Annotated in this window: 1 protein-coding gene and 1 pseudogene; both read left to right on the forward strand. The window is 39.4% G+C overall.

Going from position 1 to position 3,348, the window contains the following annotated elements; genetic code table 11:
• Positions 1 to 225: pseudogene (locus tag AC6F75_RS08825) on the forward strand (GLPGLI family protein); the annotation flags it as partial.
• Positions 226 to 256: 31 nt separating this feature from the next.
• Positions 257 to 3,013 (forward strand): carboxypeptidase regulatory-like domain-containing protein, encoded by a 2,757-nt coding sequence (locus AC6F75_RS08830; protein ID WP_500714641.1) that lies wholly within the window; start codon positions 257 to 259, stop codon positions 3,011 to 3,013.
• The last annotated feature ends 335 nt before the right edge of the window (positions 3,014 to 3,348 follow it).

Raw genomic sequence — 3,348 nt, forward strand, 5'->3', positions numbered from 1 at the left:
GGTTTGCCGGGGCTCATACTTGAAGTGCAGGCAGACAGGACGTCCATTTTGTGTACGCGCATAGTCCTAAACCCCAAAAACCCTGAAGTGATTAGAAAACCTTCCCGTGGGCAAAAAGTATCGCAGGAAGAATACCAGAATATCGTAAAAGAAAAAGTGGAAGAAATGCAAGAAATGTATGGCGGACGTGGAAGAGGCAGAGGAATGCAAATTAGAATGAACTAAGCCTTTTTATTAACCAACTAACTCCAATTTGATGAAGCATACATCCGTTTTATTTTTTTCAGTTCTTTTTCTTTTAGTTACAAATTCAACTTTTTCACAATCGGTTAAACTCACGGGAACCGTTAAGGACAGTCTCGGCAACCCTCTTGAAATGGCCAGCATTATTGCCAAAGTAAAAGAAACCAATAAGATAGAAAGCTATGCCATAACAAACAATGCAGGCCGGTACCAGCTTTTTCTTCCAATAAACGAAACTTATACACTTCAGGCCAGTTACCTGGGTTTTGAAACAAACACTTTTGAAGTGACCGTGGGTGATGATCGCTCTGATGTCTTTAGGGATATTGTCTTGAAAGCAGCAACCGCTGAACTGGATGGGGTTGAACTTATCTATGAAATGCCCGTTGTGATTCGTGGTGACACTATAGTATATAATACCGATGCATTTGTAACAGGAAACGAAAAAAAGCTGGGAGATATCATCAAAGCTTTACCGGGACTGGAACTCAATGAAGACGGTGAAATTGAAGTAGACGGAAAAGTAGTTCAAAAAGTGATGGTGGAAGGCAAGGACTTTTTTGACGGCGACTCCAAACTCGCTACTAAAAATATTCCTGCAGATGCTGTAAGTAAGGTTGAAGTTTTAAGAAATTATAACGAAGTAGGGCAGTTGAGAGGTGTGACAAACACACAAGACCAAACAGCCATCAACATCAGGCTCAAAGAAGGAAAAACCAATTTCTGGTTTGGTGAAATTACTGCAGGTGCCGGTTATGGCGAGAAATTCAGGTATCTGGCCAATCCAAAACTGTTTTATTACAGTCCTGAATACAGCATTAACATCATTACCAATTTCAACAACACCGGCGATGTACCCTTTACCTTCAGGGATTATTTCAACTTTACCGGAGGGTTTAGGAATTTCAATCAAGGAGGGGGAACGCGTTTTAATATCAACGACAGCGGTCTCGGTTTTGCTGTAATGCAAAACAACCGGGCCAATGATATTGAAGCTGAATTTGTTGCCGGGAACTTCAGCTATAAAGCTTCTGAAACGCTTGACATCAGTGGTTTTGCAATCCTTTCAGACAACCGCACCAATTTTGTGACAAACACCGTGCGCAGTTTTGTGACCACCGACGAAGATGAAAACCCTTCAGGTGTAGTAGAAAACGCTTCCAGCACCAGCGATCAAAGAAACCGTCTGGGGATGTTAAAATTGAGTTCGGTATACAAACCCAATTTGCGTTTTCAATTGGATTATGATGTGTTGGGAAGACTTGCAAAACAAACTGAATTTTCAAACCAAATATCCAGTGTTAGTGGCATTGATGACAACAACATTTTTGAGGATAAAGAAAACAACCCGTTTTCAATCAATCAGAATGTGAATGCCTATTACACCTTGAACGATAAAAATATTTTTGCCGGTCAGGTGCAGCACCTTTGGCAGGATGAAGACCCATTTTACAATGCGGTGCTTGACTTTTTGCCTTTCACGGGAATCCTGGATGCCAATGAAGACCAAAACAATTTTAATATCAATCAGGAAAAGCGTGTAAAAACCAATAAACTGGACGCAAAGGTGGATCATTACTACATTATCAACAACAAGAGCCACTTAAATTTTAATTTGGGTGCCACCCAAAGCCGTCAGCGGTTCAATTCCTCTATTTTTCAAATTTTGGATAACGGTAGTTCCATTGTTTTTGATGAAACCCCGGAACAAAATGGCGAAATATTTCCTTTGAGCAATGATGTAACTTACAACTTTAGTGATGTTTTTTTAGGATTAAAATACAAATTCATTACAGGCATATTCACCTTTACACCGGGAGTAACCTTGCATAATTATGATTTGAAAACCGAACAGTTGGGCACAACCACCTCACAAAACGAGTGGGCTGTCTTACCGGACTTTTTTGCTATAGCACAAATAAAGCGCAGCGAAAGTGTGCGTTTCAGGTATGCCATGACTGCTGAATATACCGATGTGAACAACTATGCCGAAGGGTTTGTGTTCAACAACTACAATAGAATGTTCAGGGGGAACCGCGAACTTGAAAACGCATTGTCAAACACTTTCAATTTGACCTATTTCAGCTTCAATATGTTCAATTATACCAATGTTACGGCTTCACTAAACTACACGCGCCGTGTGGAAGGCATAAAAAATCAAACTCAAATTGTTGGCATCAACCAAGTTTCATCACCCATAAATATTGCCAGCAATTTTGCCGATGAAACCTTTTCGGCTTTTGGAAGTTTTAGTAAGCGCATTAAAAGAATGCAATACAGCATCAACGGAAACTTTAACTGGAGCAGTTTTAATAACATCATCAATAATGAAATTACGACCTCAGAAAGTTTTACGCAGAATTACCGCACTAGTGCCAGAAGTAATTTCAGGGAATTTCCCAATTTTGAAGTGGGGTATAACTTTACGCTCAACGACTATGACAACGGAGGTGTGAAATCCACTTTTTACACCCACAGGCCGTTTGCCAATATTGAGTTTAACTTTTTGAAGGATTTTACCTTTAAAGCAGACTGGAGTTTGTATGACTACAGCAACAAAGAGCGGACCATCACCAACAATTACTCCTTCCTTTCAGCCGATTTATACTATCAGAAAAAAGACAGCAAGTGGGAATACAGGATACAGGCCACCAACCTGCTGGATGTACAAACCATCAATCAGGACAGTTTTAATGAGACTTTTAGTACGTCCTCGTTTTACAGTGTGATGCCACGGATTGTGATGTTGACGGTGAAGTATGATTTGTAGATTTTAGACATTAGATGTTAGACATTAGACATTAGATTTTAGACAGAACTGTTTCTTTCCCGATTTCAATTAAGAAATGTGCTCCAGGGACTTCAATAACAAGTCGTTATCCAAAGGCTTTAAATAGTAAGACTAAAGATTTTTTAGGTTATTTTGAGGAAAGGTGCTACTTTAGAAAACAGAAAATTAGATCGACAGGCCGGAGATACGAAATAGATCAGCCATTGATTTTATGTCGTATATACTAATCGTTAGTCAGGAGGTGGATCGTAAGCGAAATGTGATCAATTAATACATCATAATAAAAATAAAACCTCTGTAGTATTTCTATGGAG

It is taken from the genome of Planktosalinus sp., assembly GCF_059864935.1.